The organism is Hymenobacter rigui (genome assembly GCF_003944715.1).
GTDB lineage: Bacteria > Bacteroidota > Bacteroidia > Cytophagales > Hymenobacteraceae > Hymenobacter > Hymenobacter rigui.
Window position 1 is genome coordinate 17,972 of the sequence record NZ_RWIT01000010.1, and the last position, 22,827, is coordinate 40,798.

Consider the following 22,827-nt stretch of genomic DNA (forward strand, 5'->3'; position numbering starts at 1 on the left):
ACGCCTTTCCGGTAGGTTGGCCATTCGGTGCAGAAACCAAGTACTTTCCCAGTCATTAACCTCGCTCAGAGCCGCTAGTGCATGTTCCGCTCTTCAATCAGCCTGAAGAAAGCATCCGCGTAGGATTCGCCGATGGGAATGATCGTCTCACCCATGTAGATGCGGTTTTTGCGGATGGAGTCGATGTGGGCCAGGGCTACGATGTAGGAGCGGTGCACGCGCACGAAATCGGGGCTGGGCAGGCGGTCCTCAAAGGCTTTCAGCGAGTTGAGCGTGAGAATGGGCCGGGCACCGGCGTAAATCTTGATGTAGTCCTTCAGGCCCTCCAGGTAACGGATGTCGCGCAGGTTCAGGCGCTGGGTGTGGTAGTCGGCCTTCACGAAGATGTAGTCATCGGAGGGGCCGGTGGCGGCTACCGGGGCAGGCGCGGGAGCCGGAGCGGCGCTGGTTGCCGCTGCGGGGCGCGGAGCCAGGCGGTCCTGGGCTTTCTGGGCGGCCTGCACGAACCGCTCGAAGGCAATGGGCTTCACCAGATAATCAACGGCATTCAGGTTGAAGCCTTCCAGCGCGTAATTCTCGTAGGCCGTGGTGAAGATAACCAGGGCCTGTGGCTGCATACTGCGCACAAACTCCACGCCCGTGAGGTCGGGCATCTGAATATCCAGGAACAGCACATCCACGGGCTGCTGCTGCAGCACCGTAAGGGCCTCCAGCGCGCTGCGGCAAGTGCCCACCAACTCCAGAAACGGCACGCGCTCCACGTACGAGGTTAGCAGGCGCAGGGCCAGAGGTTCGTCATCCACGAGCAGGCAGCGAAGCATGGGCAAGGGTTAGGGTTAGTTCAACAATAAATTCGTCGACGGTTTCTTCCAGCAGCAGGTGGTGGCGGCCATCCGGGTACAGCAGATGCAGGCGCTGGCGCACGTTGGGCAGCCCGATGCCCGAGTTGGGGTCGTGGCCACCCACGGCCGGAAAGCGCGAGTTCTGCACCGTAAACAGCAGCTGATCATGGCGCACAATCAGGTCTACGGCAATCCGGGAAAAATGCCGGGCACTCACGCCGTGCTTAAACGCATTTTCCACGAACGGAATCAGCAGCATCGGCTCAATCAGGGCCCCATCCAGCTCCCCGTCCACGGTAAACCGGATGTCCACCTGCTCGGGGTCGAGGCGCAGGCGCTGCAGGTCCATGTAGTTGCGCAGGTACTCCACCTCCCGCGCCAGCGGCACCCGCGCCGCCTCCGACTCATACAGCATATACCGCATGAGTTGGGAGAGTTTCAGGATGGCTTCCGGGGTGTCATCGGACTTGAGGTGGGCCAGGGAGTAGATGTTGTTGAGCGTGTTGAACAGAAAGTGCGGGCTCACCTGCGACTTCAGAAACGCCAGCTCGGCCGTGAGCTGCTTGTTGGCCAGATCCTGCCGGGCCCGCTCCGTATCAAACCACTCGCCCGTAATGCGCATCCCGCTGCTGATAATCCAGGCCAGCAGCCCAATCAGCCACAGGCCCTGGGGGGGGCGGGAGTAATGCATACCCCCCGGTGGGTGGTGTGGGTGGTGCGGCAGCAGGCCCGCCAGGCGCAGCAGCATGGGCAGGTACACCAGCGCCAGCAGCCCGGCCGCCAGCAGGAAGTACAGCGTAAACTTCTTCCGGGCAAAAAGCTTCGGAATCAGCACGTAGTAGTTCAGGTAGAAGTATCCAGCCAGCGTGAGCGGGAGCATCACGTTTCTGAGCTGAAACGGCGGCGGGTTCTCCGAAAGCAGGCGCGGAATAATGGCCACGGCCACCCACGCGGCTATGTGCACAATCACGCGCAATACCTGTTGGCGGGTCAGGCGGGGCAGTTGAAACCTCATGCGAAAGAAAACACAGGCCGGTAAAATAAGGGGAAGTAGAGAAACAGCGTACGCACCAACGCGAGGAGCCCGGCCGGCAGCAGCCCGAATTCCTCGCGTTGTACGTGCCGCAGTAGTGCCGCCGTTAGCGGTTGCCACCGGGCGGTGGGCCCATGCGCTGTCTGCGGTTCTGCTTTGCCGCCTGATACTGCTGGAACTGCTCAGGCGTTAGCACGCCCTTCAGCTTGGCATCGGTGCTTTCGTCGAGGGTGCGCATCTGCTGCATCCGGGCCTCGCGGTCCTCGGTGCCGCCGTTGCCGCGCAGCGCCTGCATCTGCTGCAGTTGTTCCTGCTGAATGGCCGCTACCTGAGTTTGCTGGTTGGCTGTCAGGTTCAGGTCTTTGGTCATTTCGGCCATGCGGTTGCCGGGGCCCCTACCTCCACGGACGTCGGCATCGGGTTTGGCCTTCACCTTGTCTTTCCTGGCTTTTACTTTAACCGGAGTGGTTTGCGCCTGAGCCATCGGGGCTACGGCGCCGGCCAGCACACCAAGCAGGAGGGAAGCTGTCAGTAGCTTTTTCATAGGAAGTTGAGGGAGAAAAGAAAACATTGCTGCTCCGCGTAAGCCAGGCAGTGCTCCAAACCTAGCAGCTACGGCTCCTGCGCCCGAAAAACATCTGCCAACCTCCGGTTTCCCTCGACGCTCCCACCCATTCGGCACCCCGGCAAAGCTCGTGCACACCTACTAGGCCGGTATGTGTATGGCAGTTTTTGAATAAATGAATTGAGCTGGGTCCGACGGGCGGAATCCATCATGCCAGTTGCCAGTAACGAACGTCCGCATGACGACGCAACATTCCAGTACGCTCTAAAGTAGTTGTAGCTTTCCAGATGAAAAAAGTAATTAGCCCGATAATAATGGAGCATAGGTGTGTGATTATTGAGTTGATAAAAAATATTAAAAAAATATTTGATGGTATTGGAGATAATAAAATAACTTTTCTACCTTTGTCACGTTCAGCAGCAACACCGCTGTTTGCACCAGTCATTTCATCTGTCATGCGCCGCCACTTTAATCAATATCAGCCAATGCTCAGTGGCCTGGATCGGAAGATTCAGCCGGGGTTCGGCGCGCAAGCTCGCAGATGAGGTCCTTTACCTGACGCATCTTATGCAAACGCCCGAATCCTGCCAGGTTCGGGCGTTTTTCGTTTCATTCGCCTTATTGCCATCCTATTAAATATCATGCCTCACTTCTCCTCTTTATCCTCTGCCAAGCAGTAGCACCCTGTGCTACTTGGGTAGTAAACTGCCCACCTGGTAGCTCATACTGCGGGTTGCGTCGGCCGGAATGCTTCCATTTATGGATGAAATTTTGCTGCGCCAGATTCGCTGAATAAAGTTTTATTATAGATGATTTCGCAATGCCAATGCTGGCAATGCAGGAAAAATACTGCCTATTAGTTTGTGCTGAAAATTAATTAATAGTGCAGCGTAGTAAGCCAAACAAGTGTGCGCTGATATTTTCAATTCTCACAACTTTAGAGTGTGTTTAGGTGTCCTGAAAGAACGTTCTGCTTCGACATGTGGCCGCCGGATGAAGCAGGGCTATCGAACAACTTTCTACACGAATTCACTGTGTGCTATTCTAACCTGAAGTATTCACTGCTTGATTATTTGCGGCCCCGGGAGTAGTGTTACCTACTTATCTATTCGCTGTGCTACTCCCGGGTGGCGTCCTGATCAGTTAACCTACCAATTCATTTCACGGATGTTCTTCCTTCCTGCAACAGTATAAATGCCCTGGGAAGGCGGCTGACCCTGCAGGGCTGCCGCCAGCCGGAACAGTGCGGGCTGCCAGCTCAGGCAGCTCCCTGTTCCACTCTCCGGTGCCACTCGTCTACTATGAGCACGGGGTGCCGCCTCACTTTGCCCGGATCCGACCAGTCGAGGGTGAATGGCTTGTCTTCTCCGCCGGGTTTGGCAGACTCCGTTCCCTCTGTTTTTCTTATTACCACCCACATGCGCAGGTGCCCTGAATGGGCTTCCTCAACGTGTAACGACCCTTGTTATGGCCTCACAATTACGCGGCAACGACCTTCGCCAACTGGGCTTCCCGGAAGGTCGGGCCATTGGGCTGGCGCTGGCTCAACTGCAGCGCAAGCACCTCAAAAAACTCTCGCAAACCGACCAGCTGACCTTGCTGAAAGAACTGCTGGCCAATCCTAAGACTTACCTCACTCACCTCGACTGGAGCCACACGGCCGCTGCCCTGCTGCCCCCGCCCAGCCGCCACATTGCCCTGACCGACCGCAAGGACTACACCGTATTCGGGGCCGAGCACATCGAGCAGGGGGCTATCCACCAGATGGAAACGGCCATGAAACTGCCCGTTACGGTGGCCGGGGCTCTCATGCCTGATGCTCACTATGGCTATGGCTTGCCCATTGGCGGGGTACTAGCCACCGATAATGCCGTAATCCCCTACGCCGTGGGCGTGGACATTGGCTGCCGCATGGCCCTGTCAGTGTTTCCGTTGCCGCCCAGGTACCTGGAGCAGCGGGTGCAGGAACTGCGTAAACTGCTACTGGAGCATACCAAATTTGGCGGGCGGGACGTGTTTCGCCACGGCCAGCGTATGGACCACGCGGTACTGAGCCGTCCGGAGTTTCAGGACATTCCGTTTCTGCGCAACAAGCTGGACACGGCTGCCTCCCAGATTGGCTCCTCTGGCGGCGGCAACCACTTCGTGGAGTGGGGCGTGGTGGACATCACCGACCCCACCAACGAACTGGGCGTGCCGGTGGGCCAGTACCTGGGCTTACTCTCGCACTCCGGCTCCCGGGGGTTGGGGGCCAGCATTGCCAACCACTATACCAAGCTAGCTCAGGATACCTGCCAACTGCCTGCCGAAGCCCGGCACCTGGCTTGGCTCAACCTGGATGCCGAAGCTGGTCAGGAATATTGGGCCGCCATGAACCTGGCCGGCGACTACGCCTCGGCCTGCCACCACCAGATTCACCACCGCTTGGCAAAGGCATTGGGTGAAAAGCCGCTGGGTAAGGTGGAGAATCACCACAACTTCGCCTGGAAGGAGCGCCTCATTACAGGGCAGGAAGTGGTGGTACACCGCAAAGGTGCCACGCCCGCCGGGGCTGGCGTGCTCGGTATCATTCCGGGCTCCATGACGGCTCCCGGCTTCATTGTGCGGGGCCGGGGCGAGGCCAGCTCTTTAAGTTCTGCCTCGCACGGAGCGGGCCGGCAAATGTCACGCACCCGGGCCAAGCAGGAGCTGGGCGAGGCCGAAATGCGCCGCTACCTGCAGCAGCACGGAGTAGAGCTTATCGGCGGCGGCCTCGATGAGGCCCCGCAGGCCTATAAGGACATTAGCCAGGTAATGCAAAGCCAGACCGAATTGGTGGATGTGCTGGGCTCCTTCATGCCACGTATTGTGCGCATGGAAGGTGGCGTATAGGCCTAGTAGTGCACAAGAAAGCCCGCCTGAGTTATCAGGTGGGCTTTCTTGTACGTATTCAGGACCGATGCCGCCGGTGGCGGTACTGGGTAACAACGGCGGTTGAGCAGGTAAGCTGCGTCCGGTGTTGAACACTGACTGAGGGCAACAGATCAGCCAAAAGCAACAGCGCAACGGCGGTAGCTGCCAGGTTGGGAGTGGAAGCGCACGATTCCATACGAGGTGGTGAGGAGCATAGATAATGACTGGTCAACAACCCGCTGCCGGTGTGTGGGCGCTGGGCAATAGGATAAAGCGAGGGGCGGGGTCATTTCAGCCGGTGAGGGTCGAAACGGTAAATAAACAGTTGTACTTACGAAAGCAAAGATAAGTAGGGTTTCAGGCAACGTAGCTTTTATTCTAGTCGAGCAACTACTGCCAGGCGACTAAACCAGCTATATCCTCGATCAACCCCAAAAACTAACCGCTGATACCTGTTTCAGAAATTCTAAAGAATACACAAAAATGCAGTATGAAGCCAAAAAGGAGTCATTCAGGATAATGGTAAGCTGCTATTCCGGCAGCACTACCTGCACCACATCACCTGCTTTCAGCGTGCCACCCTGCACAATGCGGGCCGTGAGGCCGCCGTGGCCGCGCATGGCGTTGTAGCCCCCGGGGCCCAACTCCTCCTCCATGCGCGAGCAGGGGTGGCACTCACCGGTAATTTCCAGCACAACCTCCGCACCAATGCGGATTTTTCGGTTCTTCAGTGCCAGCAGATTGATGCCGCTTACCACTAGGTTGCGCCGTAACCTTTCGGGAGCTACGGGGGCGGGCAAGCCCAGAAAGCCAGCTACCGCTGCTAAATGCTCCTGCTGAACCAGAGTGACCTGCCGTTTACCACCGGGCTTGGGGCGGGCATGGTCGCCGTGCAGGTGTCGGTCGGTTTCGGCTTCCACCGTCAGGACCGATTGCATGGCCTCGCGCCGGGCGGGCCGCAGCCCAATCCATTCCAGCCGCCCCTGTTGCGGGAGCGTGCCCAGCAGCCGCGCTATCGTTGATTTATCGTCACCAAAAAAAGGAAAAGGCATATAGCAGGCGTGTGCTTAGGAGTGAGTTAGGATATGGCTACGAGCCTAACGAATTTCGGAGTGCCGAATCTGGCCGCCCAGGTTACCGGCGCGGGCCAGCAGTCCAAAGCTGAGCACCGCTCCCAGCAACGCCAGCAGGGTAAACGTACGGGCACGGGACTTCACCAGTAGCCCCAATAGGGCTACCACGCCCGTCAGCTCAATGGCCCAGAAGCCCAGCTCAGCGGCTTCTTCGTGCGCATGAATCAACTGGTGTGTAATACCCGGAATCCGCTCAACTACTTCTTCTGCGCCCTCGCCGGTGAGCTGAGTGGGCAGGCAAAGCAGGGCTGCCACCAGTAGCGTAACCAAGCCGGTTTGGGTGAGAGTTTGATTGACTTTAAACAATCCGGCCGCCAGTAGCAGCAGGCCAAACAGGCTGCCCAGAATGGGCGTGTGGTTAAGCAGTAAGTGCAGGTGGGCTTCGTTCATGGCTAATTCAAGCAGATTCGAGGGGAATAGGGGAAGGGATGCTGGTACAGCAGCAGCTAGTGTGACTCAAACTGCCGGGCCACCAGAAAGGCGGCCCCGGCGGCCAGGGTCCCGGTGCCGGCCATTTTCAGGGCCCCCAGTACCGGGGGCTGGCCGGTCATGCTGCTTTTCAGGTACCCGAAAATCAGCAGGCAAACTAAGGTAATTACCGCCGACCACAGCAGGCCCTGGGTGGGGGTGCTGGTGAGAAAATAGGCGCTGAGCGGAATCAGGCCGCCTACGGCATAGGCCGCACTGATGGTAAAGGCGCTTTTGGGTGCCTGCCGTGGATCGGGTTTCTCCAGGCCCAGCTCGTACTTCATCATGAAGCGCACCCACTGGTCAGGGTCGGCGGTCAATTCGCGCACGGCCTGCTCGCGGGTAGCCTCCGATAAGCCCATTTCCTGGAGCAGCTCGTCTACCTCGGCCCGCTCCACGTGGGGCACATCCTTGATTTCCTGATACTCCCGCTGCAGTTCCGACTCGTAATGTTCCACCTCGGTGCGGCCGGCCAGGTAGCCACCCAGGCCCATGGCAATGGAGCCCGCCACCACCTCGGCCAGCCCGGCCGTAATAACCAGCCCCGACGACTGCACGGCCCCGCTCAGTCCGGCGGCCAGCGCAAACGGCACGGTCAGCCCATCCGACAGGCCAATAACGATGTCCTGTAGCATGGCCGAACTGGTGAGGTGATCTTCGGGGTGTGGGTGTACGTGCTGCATTGGGAGAAAAAAGGGGGCTGGAGATTAACCTGGGCCTGACTATACGCGTATGCGGAGCAAACAGTCGGCTTTCCCAGCCCACAGTTTCATTCTCCGAACTTATTCTTTCTCCCGAACACTATCATGGCTAAATCACCTGCCAAAGCGGCTCCGGCCGCCAAAGCCGCCGCACCCAAAGCATCGGCTCCCAAACGTGCGGCCGCTGCTCCGGCTGCCAAAGCCACCGGCACGCCCAGCGTGCAGCCCATCCTGAACCAGCAGTTCAACGCCCCGGCCCCGCTGCAGAAGTATGGCACCGTGTCGCAACGCCTGCCCATCGGCCTCGACGAGAAGACCCGTCAGCAGAGCGTAACCCAGCTCAACCAGTTGCTGGCCGATACCATCACCCTGCGTGATTTATACAAAAAACACCACTGGCAGGTAGTAGGCCCCACTTTCTACCAACTGCACCTGCTCTACGATAAGCATTATGAAGAGCAAAGCACCCTGGTAGATACCATTGCCGAGCGGATTCAGATTCTGGGTGGAGTGGCCGTGGCCATGGCCGCCGACGTAGCCGAGTTGACCAGCATTCCGCGCCCGCCCAAAGACCGGGAGGAAGCTCCGGTGCAGGTTGGTCGTTTGCTGGAAGCCCACCAGATTATGCTCAAAAACTGCCACGATTACGCCAAACAAGCTGATGATGCCGGCGACGATGGTACCAACGACTTGGTGGTAAGCGACGTAATGCGCACCAACGAAATGCAGGTGTGGTTTATCTCGGAGCACGTAGTAGATACGCCTCTGGCCCGCGCCGAGTAAGCAGCGCCGCGCCCACCGCTAATCAAAAAGGCGGCTCCCAATCCGGGAGCCGCCTTTTTGATTAGCGGTGGGCGCGGCGCTTTTCCTGATGGTTTTCCTCAGCTTCTTCAATGGAGTGCGTGCGGCCCAGGTCGTGGTCCTGCTTGGCTTTATCGGCCAACAGGCAGAAATACTCGTGCAGCAGGTTAATTTCTTCCTCCGAAAAATCCTGGGCATTGATGAGCCGGTTGCTGGCTCCTTTGTGGGCAGCCAGGAGCTCGTTCAGCTTCAGGTGCAGCACCAGCGAATCCTTATTCTGGGCCCGTTGAATCAGAAATACCATGAGAAATGTGATGATGGTAGTGCCGGTGTTGATGACCAGCTGCCAGGTTTCGGAATACTGAAACAGGGGCCCGGTAATGGCCCACACCAGCACCGTGCCCAGGGCCAGGCAGAAAGCAGCCGTGGTGCCCGACCACGCCGTGACCTTGCCGGCAAAGCGGGCGAAAAAATTGGAGGAGTTGGTGCTGGTAGTTGCGGGTTGGGTAGTCATGGAAGCGGTGGGCCGGGGCCGGACAGAGGGTGAAGCAGGTAAAATTCAGGGACAGTTGATGAACGGCAAATGATTTTTTTCAGGCTGATAGTGAGCCGGAACCCGATTTATTCAAGCTGGAAAGCGCAAAAAAAGCAGCGGAAGGTTGCAGCCTTGCCGGTAACCCTCTACTTTTGTCCTCGATTCGCCGCCTCAGTGAATCCGGAAGCAACAGCTTCTGCCCGAGTAAAGGAGTGCTTGCCATCAACTGCGCACGTGGTGAAACTGGTAGACACGCCATCTTGAGGGGGTGGTGCCTTCGGGTGTGGGAGTTCGAATCTCCCCGCGCGCACTCTTCCAAAACGCCGCTTCGGTTCGCCGAAGCGGCGTTTTTGTTTTCCGAATGGATTGGAAAAGTCTCCCGCAAGGCAAGTAGCAGGTCCGGTTCTTTTCGTTTCTTGGCGGCCTATTCCGGTGCCTTCATGAAATTACCCTCTTTGCAGCAAGTAGCTGCCGAAGCCGCCTGCGTGGTGCGCCGCTTCCCCCTCACACTGCTGTGCGATGTAGTGCTGTGCAGCGTGGGCATCTACATCAACCACCTCAACTACCAGGAGAAGCAGCATCTGGACTGGCTGTTTCCGCTGCTGTCGGCGGCGGGGCTGGGCTTGTCAGGTACGCTGGCGGTGGCCCTCACGGCCGAGCGGTACCAGTGGCGGCCGGTGCTGCGGTGGGGCTCCCTGGCAGCGGTGCTGGGGCTGCTGGCGTTGTGGTACGCCGCGGCTCCCACCGAGCCCAATCCGGAATGGGGTACCCGGCTGGCCCTGCTGCTGCTGGGTACGCATCTGGCCGTAGCCGCTGGCCCTTACCTCTCCGAATTGCGCCGCCAAGCCGATACGCCGGGTTTTTGGCGTTATAACGAGACACTTTTTCTGCGCATTCTCACGGCCGGACTATACTCCGGGGTGCTGTTTGCGGGCTGTGCGCTGGCCTTGGTGGCCGTCGAAAACCTGTTTTTCGTGGATATCAAGCCGCGGGTGTACGCCGATTTATTCGTGGTGCTGGGCTCCATCTTCAACACCTGGTTTTTCCTGGCCGGCGTGCCGCATGATTTTGCGGCGCTGGAGCAGGAAGCCAGTTACCCCAAGGGGTTGAAAGTATTTACTCAGTTTGTACTGCTGCCGCTGGTGGTGCTGTACCTGGGTATTCTGTACGCCTATATGGCCCGCATTGTGGTGAGTTGGGAGCTGCCCGAAGGGTGGGTGTCCATCCTGATTCTGGCGTTTTCGGTGGCCGGCATTTTTGCGCTGCTGTTGATTCATCCCGTCCGCCACGCCGCCGAAAATACCTGGATTCGCACGTTCGGGCGGTGGTTTTACCGGGCGCTGTTCCCGTTGCTGGGGTTGCTGGCCGTGGCCATCAGCACCCGCATCCGGGCCTATGGCATCACTGAGGAGCGGTATTTCGTGCTGGTGCTGGCGGCCTGGCTGTTCGGTATTGCCATCTACTTCCTAGTGCGACGGGGGCAGGGCATCATCTGGATTCCGGCTTCCTTGGCGGTAGTGGCCTTTCTGGCGGCCGGCGGGCCCTGGGGCGCATTCGCCGTGGCCCAGCGGAGTCAACTCAATCAGTTCCGCGAAATCAGCGCGCAGTACGGGCTGTTGAAGGATGGTAAGCTGGATGGGGCGGGGAAGCGGGTGCCCAATCTGCCCAAAGAGGCCCGCAAGCGCATCAGCTCCATCTTTGACTTCTTCGCAGACCGGGAGGCAGTTGAAAAACTTCAGCCCTTTTTTGCCACAAAGCTTACTGTATCGGATTCGCTCCTGAAGAGGTCCGGGTGGGCCCGCACGTATCAGCAAAGGAGGCAGCTTTATGCCGTTAGCGGAGTCCCAGAGCGGAATGAGTATGGAACAGATGATATAGATGATACGCACTTTTCTTTTACTACTGAGCATTTGGATGCTCAGCCATTGGGCCAGGGTCGGTACTGGCTTCGCACCTTGGATTTATCAGCATATCGGAATCCAGGAAATGACAGCCAGGCTGAATTACCGCTTCGGGAAGGTACCTTTCAACTAGTAAAAACACCTCAGGGTCAGTACTTGGAGCTGAGACAGCGGACTGATTCGAACGGTTGGAAACCTGTTCTGAGAATGAATATGGCGGCCTTTTGCGATTCATTGATAGTACGTAGCGGTAACTCCGGTTTTACTTCAGTTCCCTTACCGGCGCAGCGACTTACCCTGCACGTCCGCAATGAGCAAGCTGCGTTGCACCTATATCTGAGTTACGTAAACAGAACAAAGAACGAGTCTGCTAATAGCGAAGAATATACGTATGGCGGGGATGCAATATTGGAGGTAAAATGAGAAAAGCCCGAAGCGTACTATACGCTTCGGGCATTGTGTTCTATTCTAGGATGAATTATTCCCACTCAATGGTTGCTGGGGGCTTGGAGCTGATATCATATACCACGCGGTTGATGCCGCGCACCTGGTTGATGATTTTGTTGCTCACCTCGGCCAGGAACTCGTAGGGTAGGTGGGCCCAGTCGGCCGTCATGCCGTCCACGCTGGTTACGGCGCGCAGGGCTACTACCCGCTCGTAGGTCCGTTCGTCGCCCATCACGCCCACGCTTTGCACCGGCAGCAGCATTGCGCCGGCCTGCCACACTTTCTCGTAGAGGCCGTGCTCTTTTAGCCCGTTGATGAAGATGGCGTCGGCGCGCTGCAGCAGGTCCACTTTCTCGGGCGTGATGTCGCCGAGGATGCGGATGCCCAGGCCAGGACCGGGGAAGGGGTGGCGGTGCAGGATGTGTTCGGGCAGCTCCAGGGTGTGGCCCACTTCGCGCACCTCGTCCTTGAACAAAGCCCGCAGCGGCTCCACAATCCGTAGGTTCATCTTCTCGGGCAGGCCGCCCACGTTGTGGTGGCTCTTGATGGTCACGGCCGGACCCTTCACCGATACCGACTCAATTACATCGGGGTAGATGGTGCCCTGGGCCAGCCAGCGGGCCCCTTCCACTTTCTGCGCTTCCCGGTCGAACACCTCAATAAAGGTGCGGCCGATGGCTTTGCGCTTTAGCTCTGGGTCGGTGAGGCCGGCCAGCGAGTCGTAGAACTCCTGCGAGGCATCCACGCCGCGCACGTTCAGGCCCAGGCCCTGGTAGGAGTGGAGCACCTGCTCGTACTCATCCTTGCGCAGCAGCCCGTTGTTCACGAAGATGCCGTGCAGACGCTTCCCAATGGCTTTGTGCAGCAGCAACGCCGCCACCGATGAATCCACGCCACCCGAAAGGCCCAGTATCACCTGGTCTTCCTCACCGATGGTGCGCTGCAGGGTTTCCACCATCGAGTCTACGAAGTGTTCCGGGGTCCAACTCTGGTCCAGCCCGCAGATGTTCACCACGAAATTCTGGAGCAGGGTTTTGCCGTCCGTCGAGTGCGTCACCTCGGGGTGGAACTGGATACCGTAGGTTTCCTGACCGGCAATTTTGAAGGCGGCTACGGCTACCTCGGGTGTGCTGGCCACAATATCGAAGCCGTCCGGCAGCGCTTTGATCGTATCGCCGTGCGACATCCACACCTGCGACTCGGTGGGCACACCGTGCAGCAGCGGCGAGTCGTGGTGCACGCGACTGAGGCGGGCCCGGCCGTACTCGCGGATGGTGGCAGGCAGTACCTCGCCACCTTGCTGGTGCGCCAGCAGCTGCGCCCCGTAGCATACGCCCAGCACCGGTACCTGGCCCAGGTAGCGGCTCAGATCGGGGTTGGGCGAGTCGGCGTCGCGCACGGAACAGGGGGAACCCGAAAGCACAACGCCCCGGATATCCTCAGTGAGGGCCGGGGCGTGGTTATACGGATGAATTTCGCAGTAAACATTCAATTCCCGGATGCGCCGGGCAATGAGCTGGGTGTACTGCGACCCAAAATCAAGAATCAGAATCTGTTGAGGCATGGGCAAAATTAGCGTACAGATTTCAGACCAGACCTATCCTTGCCGGCTTTTTCTGCGTGATGAATCACAAATTGGGGTAAGCCGGTTTTGTAAAAACAGGAGCGGGAAGCTGGGGAAAGTGGATGTCACAGCAATCATATCCTACGCAGGGGCTGCAAAGTATACAAAGAGTTCCTAGTCGATATTCAAGCAGGTTTATCCTCTAAGTGCAATCATTTTCTGAGGTTATTGCTAGTCACAAACGCGTCGGGGCTTGCCTTTACGTGCGCATGAAGCAGGCTGATATTTGTGCTGGTTCCGGTATTCATCCTTCACCTGCTTGCTATGCATTCTACTCTACCCTTGTTAGCATTGTCGTTGCTGGGCGCACTGGTGCTGCCTGCTGCTGCGCTGGCGCAGCAAACCCCTGAGCCTGCTGCCGAGCCAGCCCCGGCCGCCCGGCCAGAGTTACTGGCCGAAGTCCTACCGGTTTCAACTGTCCGCGAGGTGGCAAAACCCGAAAAGAAGATTCTGGCCGGCAACGTGGTGGATGAATGGGGAAACCCGCTGATGGGGGCTACGGTGATGGTGGCCGGCGACCAGCTGCATTCCGTCAGTACCAACTCCTCCGGCGACTACCTGCTACCTGTAGCCGGGCCCGCGCCGGTGGTGCGCGTGAGCTTTGCCGGCTACCAGGATGCCGAGTGCATTGCCCGGGGCCCGGCCGACCTGCTGTTCAAGCTGGAGCCGATTGAAGGCTACAAGCGCGACCTGAAAAAGCGCAGCAAAGCGGCTGTAAAAGCCTGGAAGCACTAAAAAAACAGGAGCCTATTGTGGTAGTCAGCAAAAAAAGCGGCTGATTCTCTTGATGATATCCGCACATCAGAAAAAAGAATGGCCCATTGCGCTTAATCCGCCAGATAGGTTCCTATCTTTGCAACGGCGAGTCAGAACGACCAGCTCCTGTTGAACTCCCCCAGGACCGGAAGGTAGCAAGGGTAGACGGTTGAGCGGTGCGATTTTGGCTCGCTTTTTTTTGCCCATTGGTTGCCGGGACTGCGCGCAGGTTCCACAGATTCTGAGGATAATTCGCCTCCGGCAAAAACGATACGAAAGCGGCCCCCAGGGCCGCTTTCTTCGTTCTGATGCCTTGCTGAAAATGGCTGTGGGCCCGGGTCAGCTACAAAATCCGGGAAATTCGCGCGTAATCCGGGCAATCAGTGGTTAGCTTTGGGGCATTGTTGTTTTCCCAACCTACCCGCATGAAATTTTTCATTGATACCGCCAACCTGAAGGAAATTCAGGAAGCCGTGGAGCTCGGTGTGCTCGACGGTGTAACCACAAACCCCTCCCTGATGGCCAAGGAAGGCATCAAAGGCACTGATGCCGTGATGTCGCACTACCGCCAGATCTGCGAACTGGTGGATGGCGACGTGTCGGCCGAGGTAATTGCCACCGACTTCGAGGGTATCATCCGGGAGGGCGAGGCCCTGGCCGAGCTGCACCCCAACATTGTGGTGAAGGTGCCCATGATCCGGGAAGGCGTGAAAGCCATCAAATATTTCTCGGAGAAAGGCATTAAAACCAACTGCACGCTGATTTTCTCGGCCGGGCAGGCGCTGCTGGCTGCCAAGGCCGGTGCCACTTACGTGTCGCCCTTCGTGGGCCGTCTGGATGATATCGGGGCCGATGGTCTGCTGCTGATTCAGCAGATTGTGGACATCTTCTCGAACTACGGCTACCCCACGCAGGTGCTGGCCGCCTCCGTGCGCCACGTACCCCACCTGATTCAGTGCGCCGAGCTGGGGGCCGATGTGGTAACCTGCCCGCTCAACGTCATTACCGGTCTGCTCAACCACCCCCTCACCGACAAGGGCCTGGCTACCTTCCTGGCCGACCACAAAAAGGTAAACGGGTAATTTGAGGTATGAATACTGAGTTATGAGTTATGAATTATGAAGCGGGTGCAGATACCATCCACAACTCATAATTCATAACTCATAATTCATAACCGATACAGCCGTGTACATCATCAAAGTAAAAGGCAAGGCCAAAATTCCGGACTACATTCAGTTGCGGGACGAGGAGTTTGTGCTGGTTGCCTACTTCCGGGCCGACCGTCCGTTGAAGGACCTGCACCGGTACGGACTGGCGGGTAAGGAAGAGGCCTTATCGGACGTAATTGCCGGGCTGGAGTTCGGTAAACTGCAGAAGCTGGAAATCTGAACCCGCTGTTCCTCGGAACAAGTACGCATTTCGGCTAAATTCTATATCGTATGACCATACTGGAGCTGCACGACGCCTATATTATGCAGGACGTAAATACGGTGCTGCAAAAGGTGACGTTTGCGCTGGAAAAAGGAGAGTTTGCGTATCTGGTGGGGCGCACCGGCTCCGGCAAAAGCTCCCTGCTGAAAACCCTGTACGCCGATTTGCCCCTGCCGGCCGGTACGGGAGCCGTAGCCGGCTTTACCCTGCCCAAGAAAGGCAGCACCGATAAAGTACCCTATCTGCGCCGCAAGCTGGGTATCATCTTCCAGGATTTTCAGCTGTTGTTCGACCGCACCGTGGCCGAAAATCTGCTGTTTGTGCTTAATGCCACCGGCTGGAAGGGCAAAGCCCGCAAGCAGCAGCGTATCTCGGAGGTGCTGATGCGGGTGGGACTGGCCAATTCGGCCGCTAAAATGCCGCACCAGCTTTCGGGCGGCGAACAGCAGCGGGTAGTTATTGCCCGGGCCCTGCTGAACGAGCCCGTGCTGCTGCTGGCCGATGAACCCACCGGCAACCTCGACCCCGACGTGGCCGACAGCATTATGCGCCTGTTTCAGGAAATCAACAACGCAGGCACGGCGGTGCTGATGGCCACCCACAACTACCAGCTGATTCAGCAGTACCCGCACCGGGTGCTGAAGTGTGAGCAAGGCCAGTTGATTGATTCGGCCGTAACACCATTTGAGCTAACGTAGCCGATGTTGTAGTATTCTGTATATCAGATTTTTGCGTTGTATTTCGTCTGGCGAATACAAAAAAGTGCGAACTGCTGACAACTTAACCGGCGTTTTGGAACTCCTGCTTCAGAGCACGGCCGCTGCGCGGCCGACCACTCGGCTATTATCTCCTTTCTGCTTTCTTTGCTAAGAATGACAGGGCTTTCGGTACTGATTCCGGTGTTCAACTATGATGTGCGGCCGTTGGTACGCGCCCTGTTGGCACAAGCCCCTGACTGGGGCGGCCCACTGGAAATTCACTGTTTGGATGATGGCTCGCATGAGGAGTTTCGGGTGAAGAATCGGGAGCTGGCTCAGGTGCCGGGCGTACTGTACCGGGAGCTGGGCTGCAATGTAGGCCGGGCTGCCATCCGCAACCAACTGGCCGCTGCGGCCCGCTACAAGTGGCTGCTGCTATTGGACAACGACAGCCGGCTGCCGGATACGCAGTTCCTGGCGCGGTACGCTGCGGCCCGCGAGCAGGCACCCGTGCTTTCCGGTGGTACCACCTACGAGATGGCACCGCCACCGGAAACGGCGTTGCGGCTCCGCTGGCTTTACGGCCGACATCGGGAGGCCCGGCCGGCCGCGGTGCGCCAGCAGGCTCCCCACGGCCAGCTTACCCTGAATAATTTATTGATTCAGGCAGAACTGTTTCGCCGGCTGGGGCTGGATGAAAACCTGACCCGATATGGCCACGAGGATACTAAATTCGGCTGGTACCTGCGCCGGGCCGGCGTGAAGGTGCTGCACCTGGACAACCCGGTGCTGCACGATGGGCTGGAGCCGGCCCCCATCTTTCTGCAGAAAACCCACGACGCGGTGCGCAACCTGGTGCAACTCTACCAGGCCGAAGGGCTGGGCGCCGATACCAAGCTACTGCGGGCCGCGCTGCGCCTGAAACGGTGGGGCCTGAGCGAAGCCGTACGGACAGCGTTTGGCTTGCGCCGGGAGCAAGTGCGACGCAATCTGCTCTCTAACCGCCCCAGTCTGCGCCAACTGGATGCGCTGAAGCTGTACTGGCTGCTTAATGAGCTGCGCTAGCAGCCAGTACCGTCTAAACGATAACAGGCCGACTCCCGCGTACGGAAGCCGGCCTGTTGTATATCGTGGGTAGCTTGTAAGCTAGTTCTTCTTGTCGTCCTTACCGTCGAACACGTCCTTCACGGCACCGCCAACTTTCTTGCCGGCATTTTTCACGTCCTGGGCCGTGTTTTTGGCTGCCTGGCCTACGGCTGAGCGCTCATCCTGAGTGTTGTCGGCTACTTTTTCAGCTTCCCGTTCGGTGGCATCGGCTCCTTGTGCGGCGCGGGCTTCGGCTTTATCATACGATTTGAAGGCGGCATATTTCAACTTCTCCTTCTGGATTTCGGCCAAGTCGCCGGCCGGAATATCCTTCTTCACCTTGTCGTAAGCCTCGTCCAGGGCCCGCCATTCGGCGTTGATGTTGCGCCAGTCGTTGATGTCGTATTTATCCTCGTTTACCTTGATGTCGCGCACAAACGCCTCGTAAATCTGGCGGGCATTGGCAGCTGTAACGCGGCTGGCTGGCGAGCTGAGCTTGTAGTATTTGCCCATAACGGGTGCACCGGTAGTGGTGCCCGTCATGGCAGCGGTAGCGCCGGGACGGTTTTTCCAGGCCATTTCGCGCTTGTCGTACGCGGTGGTGTAGCGGGTGCGCAGCTGCTCAATTTCCTGGCGGCGGGCATCATCGTACTGGTCGGCGTATCGGTCAACGGCAGCTACTTTGGCATCAAAGTCCGATTTCAGCTGGGTGGTTTCCCGGTCGTAGTCGGCTTCGGCTTCGGAAGCTACAGCATCAGTTTTGGCCTCGGTGTCAGCCACAAAGGTTTTGAAGTCGTTGTAGGCCTGCTCGCTTTCGACCGACATTTCCTGTTTCTGAGCCTGGTTGCAGCTGGTGAGGGTAGCGCCGCCCAGCAGCAGGGTAGCAGCAAGGGCCTGGAGAGTGAGGGTTTTTCTGAACATAGCAGCGGGAGTGGAGTTGGGAGAGAAGTGCTACGGCGGCCACACCAAAGCAGCCACCTGTTGGGCTTAACGAAAGGGCCGGCCCTGCGGTTACGGCCAACTCTCGCAGAAGGGCGGAGCGAGGTACCACGTATCTTTGGCCACTTGCCTGGCTTTATTACTGGTTTCCATGCCCTCTGCTGACGCTGTTCTGCCCACAATTCATCTGCTGGACCTGGCAGCCCAGCACGCCCCGATTCAGGCTGAACTGGCTGCCGCGGCGCACGCCACACTGGCAGCGGGACAGTTTATCCAGGGCCCGGCCGTTGGGGCATTTGCCCAGGAGCTGAGTCAGTATCTGGGCGGCCCTCACGTAATACCCTGCGCTAACGGCACCGATGCGCTGCAGCTGGCTTTGATGAGCCTGAATCTGCCGACGGGCACTGAGGTGCTGGTGCCGGCCTTTACCTACGTGGCTACGCTGGAGGCGGCGGCGGTGCTTGGGCTGGTGCCGGTGCCGGTTGATGTGCGGCCCGATACCTTCAACCTCGACCCGGCCGCCGCCGAAGCTGCCATAACTGCGCGTACCGGTGCTATAGTGGCCGTACACCTGTTCGGGCAATGTGCTGATCTGGAAGCGTTGCGCCAGATGGCCACAAGCCGGGGCGTAGCCCTGATTGAGGATAATGCCCAAGCCATCGGGGCTACTTTCCAGACCAGCGGGGGTGAGACCTGGGTGGCGGGTACAGTGGGGGAGGTGGGCACCACGTCGTTCTTCCCGAGTAAAAATCTGGGCGGCTTTGGTGATGGTGGGGCCCTTTTCACGCGGGATGCGGAACGAGCTGACTACCTGCGGCAACTGGCCAACCACGGTCAGACGCGCAAATACCACCACCAGCACGTTGGGCTCAACTCCCGGCTCGATACCCTGCAGGCGGCCCTGCTGCGGGTGAAACTGCCGCATCTGCCCACCTGGACAGCGGCTCGCCAGCGCGTAGCCGCCTGGTACGATGCGCTACTGGCCGATGTGCCGGGCGTGCAGCCACCCGCCCGCGACCCGCGCAGCACCCACGTATTCCATCAGTACACCATCACCGTAGCGGATGTGCCAGGCCGCCGCGACGCTTTGCAGCAGTACCTGGGCGCGCGCGGCGTGCCCAGCCAGGTGTATTATCCGCTGCCCAACCACTTGCAGCCGGCATATCAGTATCTCGGGTATCGGGAGGGGCAGTTTCCGGTGGCAGAGCGCCTGTGCCGCACGGTGCTGTCGTTACCAATTCATCCTACCATGCCCCTCGGGCAGGTTGAATACGTTGCGAGCAGCATCCGGAAGTGGGCTGAGCAGGTCTGATAATCTGGAGAAGTAAGGTGCTACGGACGAGAGGCAAACTGTTTTGGCACCGTTTTTTCTTTTTGCCGTATCAGTACATCATTTCTCGACCTAAGTCTTCCCTCATGCGCCGTTCTTTGCTGACTGTGCTGCTGCCGCTGGCCGGCGTAGCCGCCCTCACCACTGCTGCTATCAACAAGCCCGCCCAGGGCTTCAGCTTGTTTTCCATTGATCAGGATATTGCCCTGGGTAACCAGGTGGCCCACCAAACCGATTCGCTGTACCAGGCCAAAGGCCAGCTGATGACCCGCGCCAACAATGCCCGGGCGTATCAGCTGCTGGATGGGGTGGTAAAGCGCGTGCTGGACAACGGCAACATCAAGTACCGCACGCAATTTCCGTGGGATGTGAAGCTCATTAAGGACGATGCCACCCAGAATGCCTTTGCCACACCCGGCGGCCACATTTACGTGTTTACGGGCTTGGTAAAGTTCCTAGATAATGAGAACCAGCTGGCCGGGGTGCTGGGCCACGAAATAGCCCATGCCGACCGTCGGCACAGCACCCAGATGCTGCAGAAACAATATGGCACTAGCCTGCTGCTGGGGCTGCTGCTGGGCAACCGGTCTTCCAACCAGCTGGTGCAGATTGCCGCCGGTATCGGCCAGCTCAAATTCAGCCGCACCTACGAGACCGAGGCCGATAAGTATTCCACCATCTACCTCAACGGCACCCGCTACTACGCCTGCGACGGGGCCGCCGGGTTTTTTATTAAAGCAGAAAAAGCCGGTGGGGCCGGTACGCCGGAGTTCCTGAGTACTCACCCCAACCCCGGCTCCCGCATTCAGAACATCCAGAAAAGCGCCCAGCAATTAGGGTGCACCAACCGCAACGTGAGCAACACCAACTTCAACGAGTTGAAGCGGCTGCTGTAATCACAGATGATGCAGAGAAAAAGGAGGACGCCGATGATGGATACCCATTATCGGCGTCCTCCTTTTTCTCTGCATCATCCGCGTTTCAGTCGGCATCGGGCGGGGTGCCGGGGGCTAGCCGGACCTGATTCAAATCAGCTTTGTACTGGCGCCAGTTGGGCATAAACAGGTCCATTAGCCCCCAGAAACGGGCGTTATGAAGCCGCTCATGCAGGTGTACCAGCTCGTGCACCACTACGTACTCCAGGCACTCTTGGGGGCGCTTGATCAACTCCAGATTCAGCCAGATCCGGCGGGCCCCGATGTTGCAGGTGCCCCAGCGGGTACGCATCTGTTTTACACCCCAACTAGCCGCCTGCCGGCCCACCACGGGTTGCCATTTCAATAGTAAATCGGGCAGCATTTGCTTGAGCTGCAGCCGATACCAGTGTGTTAGTACGGCTTCGCGCTGAGCAGCAGTGCTGGCAGCGGGCATGTGCAACTGCAGCTGCGTATCCTGCACCACCACTGTGGGCCGGATTGAAGAAGGTACAATCACCAGCTCGTAGGGCTGTCCGAGGTATTCTACCTGCTCTCCGCTCACGTACTGCAGCGTTGGGCGGGGCGTATGGGCCGCAAAACGCTGCTGGTGCTGCTGAATCCAGGCACGACGGGCCTGCACAAACTGCTCGATGGCAGCTTCGGAAGCGTGTTGGGGTACTGCCACCCGAATGCGGCCGCCCGCGTACACGGTAAGCCGCAGACTGCGTATTTTCTTGCGAATTAAATCAACTTCCAGGCCGGCAATACGGGTAAGAGGCATATTGGATTGGGGGTAACATCTACAAAGTTGCACCCGGCTTCCGGATTATCGGGTATGTACAACCGGCCGTTTTTTCGCAGTTTGCGGGCTGATTCCTCCAAGTCCCCTTTGTGCCCGCTTCAGCTATTCTTCCACCCGTCCGATTTGTTATTTGCGGAGTAGGCCACATTGGCCGCCGCCACGCCGCGCTGGTCGCCCGCCACTCCGGAGCCCAGCTGGTAGCCCTGGTGGACGTGCGGCCCGAACTGGCTACCGAGCTGGCCCGGGAGTTTCCGGGGGTGCCGTTCTTCTCTTCCCTCGATGAATACCTGGCTCATGGCCCCGCCACCGACGTGCTGACGGTAGCCACTCCCAATGGCCTGCACGCTGCTCAGGCCATTGCCGGTCTGCAAGCGGGGCTGCACGTAGTCATCGAAAAGCCCCTGGCGCTGCGCACCGCCGATGCCCAAGCCGTGGTGGATATGGCCCGGCAAACCGGCCGGCTGGTGTTTGGGGTGATGCAGAACCGCTACTCGCCCCCGGCCGCCTGGCTGAAGCAGGTGGTGGATGAGGGCCGGCTGGGGCAGGTGTACTTGGTGCAACTCAACTGCTTCTGGAACCGCGACGAGCGGTACTACACGCCCGGCAGCTGGCACGGCACCCAGGCGCTGGATGGCGGCACGCTGTTCACACAGTTCAGCCACTTCGTGGATTTGCTGTACTGGGTGTTCGGCGACATCGAGAATATCCAGGCCCGCTTCCAGAACTTCAACCACCAGCACCTTACCGAGTTTGAGGACAGCGGACTGGTGACGTTTGACCTAGTGCGCGGGGGCAGCGGCACGCTGCAGTACAGCACCGCCGTGTGGGACCGGAACCTGGAAAGCTCCCTTACGGTGGTGGCCGAGCACGGCAGCCTGCGCCTGGGCGGTCAGTATATGGATAAGGTGGAGTATTGCCACTTGCAGGACTACCAGCTACCTGAACTGGCCCCCACCAACCCCGCTAACCAGTACGGCGCTTATCAGGGCTCGGCGGCCAACCACGTCCACGTCATTGATAACGTGGTGGACACCCTGCGCCAGCGCGGCCAGGCCACCACCAACGCCTTGGAAGGCCTGAAAGTGGTGGAAATGATTGAGCGGATGTATGCGTTGAAAGCAAAGCTATGAACTACTCCCAGCAAGCCCTGACCGACCTGCACGCCTGGCAGCGGCAGATGCAGCAGAAACCCACGCTGCTCAACCGCGTGACGCGCCGGGTGCAGGCCCGCCTGAATGCCCTGCTGCCCGAGAAGGTACACGTGGCTATTACCGTGGCCATTCAGAAAATGGTGCAGGGCGTGTTGTTCAGTTCCACGCATACCACTCAGAAGCCGGTTTTGGAGGGTACGTTGCAGGAGCGGGAGGAGCGGGTGCGGGCGCGCATTCGGGCGTACCGGAACACGGCGGCGGTGGAGGGTGGCGTGACCGGGGCCGGCGGTTTCCTGCTGGGCCTGGCCGATTTTCCGCTGCTGCTGGGCATCAAGCTCAAGCTGCTGTTTGACATTGCCGCCCTCTACGGCCACGATGTACGCCAGTTCCCGGAGCGGCTCTATCTGCTGCACATCTTCCAATTGGCCTTCAGCAGCCAGCATACCCGCCGCGAAACCTACCACCAACTCGCCGACTGGCCCGCCACGCAGCAACAGGTCACGGCCGAGTCGTTCGACTGGCGCACGTTCCAGCAGGAGTACCGCGACTATATCGACCTGGCCAAGCTGGCCCAGCTAGTGCCCGTCATCGGGGCAGCGGTGGGGGCGGTGGCCAACTACCGCCTGCTAGAGCAGCTCGGCGAAACGGCCATCATGTGCTACCGCCTGCGCTGGTTCGCTGAGCATCAGCCACTGCCGGAACTCCGGTAGCATGTTGTAATCATTCTGTAATCCTGAGCGCCGCGAAGGACCTTATAACGATGGAACGAGTCGTT

At 58.7% G+C, this 22,827-nt stretch carries 23 protein-coding genes, 1 tRNA gene and 1 other RNA gene; 15 read left to right on the forward strand and 10 right to left on the reverse strand.

Going from position 1 to position 22,827, the window contains the following annotated elements:
* Positions 1 to 74: 74 nt before the first annotated feature.
* The 3 genes from EI291_RS16130 to EI291_RS16140 form a co-directional block, all read right to left on the reverse strand.
* The gene (locus tag EI291_RS16130) at positions 75 to 821 is read right to left on the reverse strand and encodes a LytR/AlgR family response regulator transcription factor (RefSeq protein ID WP_125422240.1); all 747 of its coding nucleotides are present in this window, start codon (positions 819 to 821) and stop codon (positions 75 to 77) included.
* The gene (locus EI291_RS16135; RefSeq protein WP_125422243.1) at positions 796 to 1,857 is read right to left on the reverse strand and encodes a sensor histidine kinase; all 1,062 of its coding nucleotides are present in this window, start codon (positions 1,855 to 1,857) and stop codon (positions 796 to 798) included. The genes EI291_RS16130 and EI291_RS16135 overlap by 26 nt, the downstream gene beginning before the upstream one ends.
* 124 nt (positions 1,858 to 1,981) lie before the next feature.
* The gene (locus EI291_RS16140) at positions 1,982 to 2,419 is read right to left on the reverse strand and encodes a Spy/CpxP family protein refolding chaperone (protein ID WP_125422245.1); all 438 of its coding nucleotides are present in this window, start codon (positions 2,417 to 2,419) and stop codon (positions 1,982 to 1,984) included.
* 308 nt (positions 2,420 to 2,727) lie between these two features.
* Between EI291_RS16140 and EI291_RS16145 the strand changes: the two genes are divergently transcribed.
* Complete coding sequence (locus EI291_RS16145; RefSeq protein WP_125422247.1) at positions 2,728 to 2,985, forward strand: hypothetical protein; 258 nt, start codon at positions 2,728 to 2,730, stop codon at positions 2,983 to 2,985.
* A 922-nt stretch (positions 2,986 to 3,907) separates the two neighbouring features.
* Positions 3,908 to 5,311: an RtcB family protein gene (locus EI291_RS16150; protein WP_125422249.1), complete on the forward strand. Its 1,404-nt coding sequence runs from the start codon at positions 3,908 to 3,910 to the stop codon at positions 5,309 to 5,311.
* A gap of 551 nt (positions 5,312 to 5,862) precedes the next feature.
* Here EI291_RS16150 and EI291_RS16155 read toward each other — a convergent pair.
* From EI291_RS16155 to EI291_RS16165, 3 genes are read right to left on the reverse strand one after another with little or no spacing between them, the layout of a single operon-like run.
* Positions 5,863 to 6,384, reverse strand: a complete 522-nt coding sequence (locus EI291_RS16155) for an MOSC domain-containing protein (RefSeq protein ID WP_125422252.1) — start codon at positions 6,382 to 6,384, stop codon at positions 5,863 to 5,865.
* A 45-nt stretch (positions 6,385 to 6,429) separates the two neighbouring features.
* Positions 6,430 to 6,855, reverse strand: a complete 426-nt coding sequence (locus EI291_RS16160) for a hypothetical protein (protein ID WP_125422254.1) — start codon at positions 6,853 to 6,855, stop codon at positions 6,430 to 6,432.
* Positions 6,856 to 6,911: 56 nt separating this feature from the next.
* Entirely contained in the window at positions 6,912 to 7,616 is a 705-nt protein-coding gene (locus EI291_RS16165) for a VIT1/CCC1 transporter family protein (RefSeq protein WP_125422257.1), read from the reverse strand.
* A 123-nt stretch (positions 7,617 to 7,739) separates the two neighbouring features.
* On the opposite strand from EI291_RS16165, the gene EI291_RS16170 reads away from it, so the two are divergent.
* The gene (locus EI291_RS16170; protein WP_125422260.1) at positions 7,740 to 8,417 is read left to right on the forward strand and encodes a Dps family protein; all 678 of its coding nucleotides are present in this window, start codon (positions 7,740 to 7,742) and stop codon (positions 8,415 to 8,417) included.
* A 61-nt stretch (positions 8,418 to 8,478) separates the two neighbouring features.
* On the opposite strand, the gene EI291_RS16175 is transcribed toward EI291_RS16170, so the two are convergent.
* Entirely contained in the window at positions 8,479 to 8,949 is a 471-nt protein-coding gene (locus EI291_RS16175; RefSeq protein WP_125422263.1) for a low affinity iron permease family protein, read from the reverse strand.
* A 249-nt stretch (positions 8,950 to 9,198) separates the two neighbouring features.
* Here EI291_RS16175 and EI291_RS16180 point away from each other — a divergent pair.
* Positions 9,199 to 9,280: transfer RNA gene (locus EI291_RS16180), tRNA-Leu, on the forward strand.
* A 130-nt stretch (positions 9,281 to 9,410) separates the two neighbouring features.
* Positions 9,411 to 11,294, forward strand: coding sequence for a DUF4153 domain-containing protein (locus EI291_RS16185; RefSeq protein WP_125422266.1), 1,884 nt, complete (start codon positions 9,411 to 9,413; stop codon positions 11,292 to 11,294).
* Between the two features lie 55 nt (positions 11,295 to 11,349).
* Here EI291_RS16185 and guaA read toward each other — a convergent pair whose 3' ends face one another.
* The gene (gene guaA, locus EI291_RS16190; RefSeq protein ID WP_125422270.1) at positions 11,350 to 12,882 is read right to left on the reverse strand and encodes a glutamine-hydrolyzing GMP synthase; all 1,533 of its coding nucleotides are present in this window, start codon (positions 12,880 to 12,882) and stop codon (positions 11,350 to 11,352) included.
* Positions 12,883 to 13,206: 324 nt separating this feature from the next.
* On the opposite strand from guaA, the gene EI291_RS16195 reads away from it, so the two are divergent.
* From EI291_RS16195 to EI291_RS16220, 6 genes are all read left to right on the forward strand, one after another.
* Positions 13,207 to 13,677, forward strand: a complete 471-nt coding sequence (locus EI291_RS16195) for a carboxypeptidase-like regulatory domain-containing protein (protein ID WP_125422273.1) — start codon at positions 13,207 to 13,209, stop codon at positions 13,675 to 13,677.
* Between the two features lie 123 nt (positions 13,678 to 13,800).
* An RNA gene (gene ffs, locus EI291_RS16200) (signal recognition particle sRNA small type) lies at positions 13,801 to 13,897 on the forward strand.
* Between the two features lie 226 nt (positions 13,898 to 14,123).
* Positions 14,124 to 14,780 carry a fructose-6-phosphate aldolase gene (fsa, locus tag EI291_RS16205; protein ID WP_125422276.1) on the forward strand — a complete coding sequence of 219 codons (657 nt, stop codon included), beginning with the start codon at positions 14,124 to 14,126 and terminating at the stop codon, positions 14,778 to 14,780.
* Between the two features lie 103 nt (positions 14,781 to 14,883).
* A complete protein-coding gene (locus EI291_RS16210) occupies positions 14,884 to 15,087 on the forward strand; it encodes a fructose-6-phosphate aldolase (RefSeq protein ID WP_125422278.1) in 204 nt (67 codons plus the stop codon).
* A 50-nt stretch (positions 15,088 to 15,137) separates the two neighbouring features.
* Entirely contained in the window at positions 15,138 to 15,827 is a 690-nt protein-coding gene (locus EI291_RS16215) for a cell division ATP-binding protein FtsE (RefSeq protein ID WP_125422282.1), read from the forward strand.
* 174 nt (positions 15,828 to 16,001) lie between these two features.
* A complete protein-coding gene (locus tag EI291_RS16220) occupies positions 16,002 to 16,892 on the forward strand; it encodes a glycosyltransferase family 2 protein (RefSeq protein WP_125422285.1) in 891 nt (296 codons plus the stop codon).
* 81 nt (positions 16,893 to 16,973) lie between these two features.
* Here EI291_RS16220 and EI291_RS16225 read toward each other — a convergent pair whose 3' ends face one another.
* Positions 16,974 to 17,834, reverse strand: a complete 861-nt coding sequence (locus EI291_RS16225; protein ID WP_125422288.1) for a DUF6565 domain-containing protein — start codon at positions 17,832 to 17,834, stop codon at positions 16,974 to 16,976.
* 169 nt (positions 17,835 to 18,003) lie between these two features.
* On the opposite strand from EI291_RS16225, the gene EI291_RS16230 reads away from it, so the two are divergent.
* The gene (locus tag EI291_RS16230; protein WP_125422291.1) at positions 18,004 to 19,164 is read left to right on the forward strand and encodes a DegT/DnrJ/EryC1/StrS family aminotransferase; all 1,161 of its coding nucleotides are present in this window, start codon (positions 18,004 to 18,006) and stop codon (positions 19,162 to 19,164) included.
* A gap of 104 nt (positions 19,165 to 19,268) precedes the next feature.
* Positions 19,269 to 20,078 (forward strand): M48 family metalloprotease, encoded by an 810-nt coding sequence (locus EI291_RS16235; protein ID WP_125422293.1) that lies wholly within the window; start codon positions 19,269 to 19,271, stop codon positions 20,076 to 20,078.
* Positions 20,079 to 20,163: 85 nt separating this feature from the next.
* On the opposite strand, the gene EI291_RS16240 is transcribed toward EI291_RS16235, so the two are convergent.
* Positions 20,164 to 20,880, reverse strand: coding sequence for a M48 family metallopeptidase (locus EI291_RS16240; RefSeq protein WP_125422296.1), 717 nt, complete (start codon positions 20,878 to 20,880; stop codon positions 20,164 to 20,166).
* 110 nt (positions 20,881 to 20,990) lie between these two features.
* Here EI291_RS16240 and EI291_RS16245 point away from each other — a divergent pair, with 110 nt between their 5' ends.
* Complete coding sequence (locus EI291_RS16245) at positions 20,991 to 22,031, forward strand: Gfo/Idh/MocA family protein (RefSeq protein WP_240635570.1); 1,041 nt, start codon at positions 20,991 to 20,993, stop codon at positions 22,029 to 22,031.
* Positions 22,028 to 22,762: an EcsC family protein gene (locus EI291_RS16250; protein ID WP_125422317.1), complete on the forward strand. Its 735-nt coding sequence runs from the start codon at positions 22,028 to 22,030 to the stop codon at positions 22,760 to 22,762. Before EI291_RS16245 ends, EI291_RS16250 begins: the two co-directional genes overlap by 4 nt.
* Positions 22,763 to 22,827 lie beyond the last annotated feature (65 nt).